The sequence below is a fragment of the Paraburkholderia sp. J67 genome (assembly GCF_905220265.1).
In the GTDB taxonomy this organism is placed as follows: domain Bacteria; phylum Pseudomonadota; class Gammaproteobacteria; order Burkholderiales; family Burkholderiaceae; genus Paraburkholderia.
On sequence record NZ_CAJMZK010000044.1, the window covers coordinates 33,713 to 40,516 of the forward strand.

7 protein-coding genes are annotated in these 6,804 nt (G+C 65.3%); 6 read left to right on the plus strand and 1 reads right to left on the minus strand.

The genetic code is table 11. The features are described 5' to 3' along the window. Positions 1-43 precede the first annotated feature (43 nt). The 6 genes from U5782_RS39685 to U5782_RS39710 all read left to right on the plus strand — a co-directional run bounded on the left by U5782_RS39685 (position 44) and on the right by U5782_RS39710 (position 5,761). Positions 44-1,087 carry an LLM class flavin-dependent oxidoreductase gene (locus U5782_RS39685; protein WP_322049328.1) on the plus strand — a complete coding sequence of 348 codons (1,044 nt, stop codon included), beginning with the start codon at positions 44-46 and terminating at the stop codon, positions 1,085-1,087. Between the two features lie 74 nt (positions 1,088-1,161). Beyond that, positions 1,162-2,193: an ABC transporter substrate-binding protein gene (locus U5782_RS39690; protein ID WP_322049329.1), complete on the plus strand. Its 1,032-nt coding sequence runs from the start codon at positions 1,162-1,164 to the stop codon at positions 2,191-2,193. Between the two features lie 82 nt (positions 2,194-2,275). Beyond that, positions 2,276-3,160 (plus strand): ABC transporter permease, encoded by an 885-nt coding sequence (locus U5782_RS39695; protein WP_322049330.1) that lies wholly within the window; start codon positions 2,276-2,278, stop codon positions 3,158-3,160. A 1-nt stretch (position 3,161) separates the two neighbouring features. After that, positions 3,162-3,968 (plus strand): ABC transporter permease, encoded by an 807-nt coding sequence (locus U5782_RS39700; protein ID WP_322049331.1) that lies wholly within the window; start codon positions 3,162-3,164, stop codon positions 3,966-3,968. Positions 3,969-3,989: 21 nt separating this feature from the next. Then, entirely contained in the window at positions 3,990-5,078 is a 1,089-nt protein-coding gene (locus tag U5782_RS39705; protein ID WP_322049332.1) for an ABC transporter ATP-binding protein, read from the plus strand. Then, positions 5,075-5,761, plus strand: coding sequence for a GntR family transcriptional regulator (locus U5782_RS39710; RefSeq protein ID WP_322049333.1), 687 nt, complete (start codon positions 5,075-5,077; stop codon positions 5,759-5,761). The genes U5782_RS39705 and U5782_RS39710 overlap by 4 nt, the downstream gene beginning before the upstream one ends. A gap of 40 nt (positions 5,762-5,801) precedes the next feature. Here U5782_RS39710 and mmsA read toward each other — a convergent pair. Next, a partial coding sequence (gene mmsA, locus U5782_RS39715; RefSeq protein WP_322049334.1) for a CoA-acylating methylmalonate-semialdehyde dehydrogenase occupies positions 5,802-6,804 on the minus strand: 1,003 nt, incomplete at its 5' end.

Sequence of the window (6,804 nt, forward strand, 5' to 3'; positions counted from 1 at the left end):
CGCGAATGACCTGATTGCGGATCGAGACACGAGAGGCCCCATCATGAAATTTTCGTTGTTCCTGCATATGGAGCGGTACGACACCGGCACGTCGCATCGCGAGTTGTTCGACGAGCTCACGGAGCTGGTGTTGTTGGCGGAGCGCGGCGGTTTCGAGACCGCGTGGATCGGCGAGCATCACGGCATGGAATTCACGATTGCGCCGAACCCTTTCGTCAATCTCGCGTATCTCGCGGCGAAAACATCGCGCATTCGTTTGGGGACCGGCACGGTGATCGCGCCGTTCTGGCATCCCATCCGACTCGCGGGCGAAGCGGGCATGGTCGATGTGGCGAGCAACGGGCGACTCGATCTGGGCATCGCGCGCGGTGCGTACTCGTTCGAATACGAGCGTCTGCTGCCGGGGCTCGACGCGATGAGCGCGGGCGCGCGCATGCGGGAACTGGTGCCCGCGCTGCGCAAGCTCTTCAAGGGCGATTACGCGCATCAGGGCGAATTCTGGTCGTGGCCCGCGACGACGCCGGTGCCGCGTCCCGTGCAGGCATCGCATCCGCCGATGTGGCTGGCGGCCCGCGACCCCAACTCGCATGCGTTCGCCGTCGCCAACGGCTGCAACGTGCAGGTCACCTCGCTCGCCCAAGGCGACGCCGAAGTCGTGAGCCTGATGGAGCGCTTCAACGCCGCGTGCGCCGCGCATCCGGAGGTGCCGCGCCCGCAGGTGATGATGCTGATGCACACCTTCGTTGGCGCGAACGCGCAGGAAGTGGACGCGGCCGTGGAAGACCTCGCGCGCTTTTATCGCTACTTCAGCAAGTGGTTCAAGAACGAGCGGCCCATCGAACAGGGCTTTATCGAGCCGTTGACGGATGCGGACACGCAGATGTTCCCGCAGTACTCGGCTGAGGCGATCCGCAAGAACCTCGTGATCGGCGAGCCGAAGCAGGTGATCGAGCGCCTGAAGAATTACGAGGAACTGGGCTACGACCAGTACAGCTTCTGGCTCGACAGTCATATGAGTTTCGAGCGCAAGCGCAAGTCGCTCGAATTGTTCATCTCGGAGGTCATGCCCGCGTTTTCCCCGCGCTGAGTTCGCGCGCCGCTTCGCCCATTCTTTTCGTTGTCACGCATTCACCTCGCAGTCCTTGATCCGTGGAGAAAGTCATGAGCAGCAGATGGACCCTGTACGCCGCGCCGCTGATCGCGGCCGGTGCGGCGATGCTGGCGGCCGCGCCCGCACTGGCCGCCGATCCGATCGTGTTCGCCAGCTGGGGCGGCACGACCCAGTCGTCGCAGCAGAAGAACTGGGCGCAGCCCTTCGCGCAGGCCACGGGCATCAACGTGCTCATGGACGGCCCGACCGATTACGGCAAGTTCAAGGCGATGGTGGAAAGCGGCAACGTGAACTGGGACGTGGTGGATGTGGAAGGCGACTTCGCTTACGCGGCCGCCAAAGACGGCCTGATCGAGCCGATCGATTATTCGGTGGTGAAGAAGGACGAACTCGATCCGCGTTTCTCGTCGCCGCAAGCGGTGGGCAGTTTCTATTACTCGTTCGTGCTCGGCTACAACAAGTCGGCGTTCAAGGGTGCGCAGCCCTCCACATGGGCCGACCTGTTCGACACGAAGAAATTCCCCGGCAAGCGCACGTTCTATAAATGGTCCGCGCCGGGCGTGCTGGAAATCGCGCTGCTGGCCGATGGCGTGCCGCCCGCGAAGCTCTATCCGCTTGATCTCGACCGCGCGTTCAAGAAGCTCGACACCATCAAGGGCGATATCGTCTGGTGGAGCGGCGGCGCGCAGTCGCAGCAGTTGCTGGCCTCGGGCGAGGCGTCAATGGGCATGTTCTGGAACGGCCGTCTGCACGCATTGCAGGCCACAGGCGTGCCGGTGGGCATCTCGTGGAACCAGAACCTCACGGCCGCCGACATGCTGGTGATCCCGAAGGGCGCGAAGCATCGCGACGAAGCGCTCAAGTTCCTTGCGGCCGCAACGAGTCCGCAGGCGCAGGCGAAGTTCGCCGCCGATACGGGTTACGCGCCGATCAACGTGAAATCGGCCGCGCTGATGACCCCGGCCGTGGCCAAGACGCTGCCCGACCAGTTCACGCAGTCGCAGATCAACCTCGACATGAAGTACTGGGCCGCCAATCGCGACGCCATCGCCAAGCGCTGGTACGCGTGGCAGGCGAAGTAAGCCGGGCGCGCGCGGCTGGCGTGCCAGGCACGGAAACACGGCGCGCGCCGCGCGCATTCTTCGAAGCGGATCGGGAGAGATCATGCCTAACTTACTGAGCACCGTCGCCCAGGCGCCGGTTCACGCGCCGCCTAAGCGGCGCAACTGGCGAAACGCGCGCCTGCTTGCGCCCGCGCTGCTGCTGCTCGCCATCTTTTTCGTGCTACCGGTGCTGTCGCTGCTGCTGCGCAGCGTGATGGAGCCGACGCCCGGCCTGCACAACTACGCGCAATTGCTCGGCTCGACCACCTATCTGCGTGTGTTCGGCAACACCTTCCTGGTCGCGGGCGTGGTCACCGTGGTGACCGTGGCGATCGGCTTTCCCACTGCCTGGCTGCTTGCCATCGCGCCGCGCTGGCTGAGCACGACGCTGTTCTCGATCCTGCTGCTCTCGATGTGGACCAACCTGCTCGCGCGCACCTTTGCCTGGATGGTGCTGTTGCAGCAGACCGGCCCGATCAACCGCCTGCTGATGGCGCTGGGCATCATCGACCAGCCGCTCACGCTCGTGAACAATCTGATTGGCGTGACGGTGGGGATGACCTACATCATGCTGCCGTTTCTCGTGATGCCGCTGCACGCGACGCTGCGCGGCATCGATCCCGCCACGCTGCGCGCCGCCGCCGTCTGCGGCGCGAGCCGCTGGCAGGCGTTCTGGCGCATTCTCGTGCCGCTCGCGATGCCGGGCATCGCCTCGGGCGCGCTGATGGTGTTCGTGATGGCGCTCGGCTACTTCGTCACGCCCGCGCTGCTCGGCGGCCCGTCGTACATGATGCTCGCCGAACTGATCGCCCAGCTCGTGCAGGAACTGTTGAACTGGGGTCTGGCGGGCGCGGCCGCGTTCGTGCTGCTCGTTGTGACGCTCGGCCTCTACGCGCTGCAACTGCGCTTCACGGGCAGCGCGCGCCAAAGCCTGGGAGGACGCTGACATGTTGCTCGACTTCGATCGTCTTGGTGCGGTACGCGTGCTGCTCGTTGGCATCGGCGCGCTGGTGGCGTTGTTCCTGTTGCTGCCGATTGTGTTTATCGTCGCGCTCTCGTTCGGCGACTCTCAATGGCTGGCGTTTCCCGCGCCGGGCTGGACGCTGGAGTGGTATCGCCAGCTCTTCACGGACGCGGGCTGGATCGACTCGCTCATGACCAGCATGAAGCTGGCGGTGATCGTCACGGTGCTCTCCGTCACGCTGGGCTTTCTCGCTTCGCTGGCGCTCGTGCGCGGCAAGTTTCGCGGGCGCGCTGCTGTGCAGGCCTTTTTCCTCACGCCGATGGTGCTGCCCGTGGTGGTGCTCGCGGTCGCGCTCTATGCGTTCTTCCTGCGCATCGGCCTCGCGGGCACGATGACGGGCTTCGTGATCGGCCATTTGATCATCGCGCTGCCGTTCGCGATCATCGCCATCAGCAATTCGCTTTCGGGTTTCGACACCGCGCTCGAAGATGCTGCGCTGATTTGCGGCGCGTCGCCGCTCGCCGTGAAGTGGCGCGTGACGCTGCCCGCGATCCGCCTGGGTCTCGTTGCGGCCGCCATCTTCTCGTTCCTCGCCTCGTGGGATGAAGTGGTCGTGTCGATCTTCATGTCGAGCCCCACGCTGCAAACGCTGCCCGTGCGTATCTGGGCGACGCTGCGCCAGGACCTCACGCCCGTGGTGGCGGCGGCGTCCTCGCTGCTCGTGGCGCTCACCACCTTGCTGATGCTGGCGAGCGCCTTGTTGCGCCGCGCCCGTCAGGCGATCCAGTAACCGCTCCCGGAGACGTAAGCCATGACTGCCGCATTCCTGCAAATCCAGCGCCTGCGCAAGACCTACGACGACGTGGTCGCCATCGACAGCGTGTCACTCGACGTGCGCAAGGGCGAGTTCATGACCTTCCTCGGGCCGTCCGGCTCGGGCAAGAGCACGACGCTCTATATCGTTGCGGGCTTTCAGGAGCCCACCGAAGGGCGCGTGCTGCTCGACGGCAAGCCGCTGCTCGCGGTCGCGCCGAACAAGCGCAACATCGGCATGGTGTTCCAGCGCTACACGCTGTTTCCGCATTTGACGGTGGGCGAGAACGTGGCGTTTCCGCTGCGCGTGCGCCGTCGTCCGGACTCCGAAATAAAGGCGAAAGTCGACAAGATGCTCGCGCTCGTGCATCTGTCCGAATGCCGCGACCGCATGCCCGCGCAGCTTTCCGGCGGCCAGCAGCAGCGCGTGGCGATCGCGCGCGCGCTGGCCTACGATCCGCCCGTGCTGCTGATGGACGAGCCGCTTTCGGCGCTCGACAAGAAACTGCGCGAGGAGATCCAGCTCGAACTGCGCCGCATCCATCAGGAGACGGGCGTGACGATTCTCTACGTGACGCACGATCAGGAAGAGGCGCTGCGCCTGTCCGATCGCATTGCGGTGTTCAACAAGGGGCGCATCGAACAGGTGGGTACCGGCGAGGAACTCTATGCGAACCCGGCGTCGCGCTTCGTGGCGGGTTTTATCGGCAATTCGAATTTCCTGCCCGTGAAAGTGACGGCGAGCCGCGATGGGCTCGCGAATGGCGTGTTCCCCAACGGTCACGCGCTGGCGTGCGGCAACTTCAATCCGGCGCTCGCGGCGGGCGACGACGGCACGCTGATGATCCGCCCCGAGCAGATGCGCCTCACGTCACAGCGCGACGGCACGGCGGCTGGCCTGCCTGTTACGGTGCGCGACATCACGTATCTGGGCGACGCCATGCACTATGCGGTGGCCACGCCCTGGTCGCAGGAAATCTCGATCCGCCTGCCCGCCGCGCAACGCCACGATAGCGGCCTCGCGATCGGCTCGCAGGCGGTGGTCGAATGGGATGCGGGCGACACGCGCCTGTTTGCGCACGCATGATGAACGATCTGGCGCAAACGCCCGCTTCGCTGCGCGTCGAGCGGCCCACGGCGACGCTGCGCGAACTCACGTTGCAGAAGATGCGCGCAGCGATCCTGGACGCGCATTTCGCGCCGGGCGAGCGGCTCGTCGAGCGCACGCTCTGCGAAGAACTGGGCGTGAGCCGTTCAGTGGTGCGCGAAGTGCTGCGGCATCTGGAAACCGAAGGGCTGGTCGATACGCTGCCGAACCAGGGGCCGATCGTCGCGCGCCTGGACGCCAGCACGGCGGCCGAGATCTACGAGATTCGCGCACTGGTGGAAGGCGATGCGGCGAAATCCTGCGCGCTGCGCGGCGACGCCGCGACCGTTGAGCGTCTGGCCGCCTGCGTCACGCGTATCGAGCGCGCCTTCGCGTCGCACGACCATGCGGCCGTGCGCGAACTCACGGCGCACTTCTACGAGCAGATGTTCGATAGCGGCGCGCGGTCGGTGGCGTGGGAGATCGTGCAGAGTCTGAACGCGCGTATCGACCGATTGCGGGCCATGACGATTGCGTCCGACGATCGTGGCCGCCAGGCCGTGGCGGAGATGAACGAGATTGTCGCGGCGATTCGCGCACGCGATGGCGAGCGCGCAAGAGAAGCGGCGACGGCGCATGTGCTGCGCGTCGCCGAGATTGCTGCCGCGCTGCTTGCCGCTTGACGTTTGATCAGGCGGCAAGCAGCGGTTCTACTTCGCGGGGTTACTTCGCAACGGGCATCGTGAACTCGGCACCCTTTTCGGTGCTTTCCGGCCAGCGCTGCATGATCGACTTCTGCTTCGTGTAGAAGCGCACGCCTTCTTCGCCATAAGCGTGCATGTCGCCGAACAGGCTGCGCTTCCAGCCGCCGAAACCGTGCCAGGCCATCGGCACCGGAATCGGCACGTTGATGCCTACCATGCCCACTTCGATCTGGCGGCCGAACTCGCGCGCCACGTTGCCGTCACGCGTGAAGCAGGCCACGCCATTGCCGAACTCGTGATCGTTGATCAGTTGGACGGCTTGCGCGAAGTCGTCGACGCGCACGCAGGCCAGCACCGGGCCGAAAATCTCTTCCTTGTAGATGCGCATCTCCGGCGTGACGTTGTCGAACAGCGTGCCGCCCGTGAAGAAGCCTTCTTCGTGACCCGGCACCTTGAGGCCGCGGCCATCGACCACCAGCGTCGCGCCTTCCTCGACACCGCTCGCGATATAGCCTTCGATGCGCTCCAGCGCCTGGCGCGTGACGATCGGGCCCATTTCGGCATCGGCTTCCATGCCGTTCTTGACGATCAGCGTCTTCGCGCGCTCGGCCAGACGCGGCACGATCTTGTCGGCCACGTCGCCCACCAGCACCGCGACCGAGATTGCCATGCAGCGCTCGCCCGCCGAACCGTAACCCGCGCCGATCAGCGCGTCGACGGTCTGTTCGATATCCGCGTCGGGCATCACGACCATATGGTTCTTCGCGCCGCCCAGGGCCTGCACACGCTTGCCGTGCTTCGCGCCGGTTTCGTAGATGTAGTTGGCGATCGGCGTGGAGCCGACGAAGCTCACCGCCTTCACATCGCGGTGCGCGAGCAGCGCATCGACCACGATCTTGTCGCCCTGCACGACGTTGAACACGCCATCGGGCAGACCGGCTTCCTTGAGCAGACGCGCCATGAAGAGCGACGCCGACGGATCGCGCTCGCTAGGCTTCAGGATGAAGGTGCAGCCTGCAGCC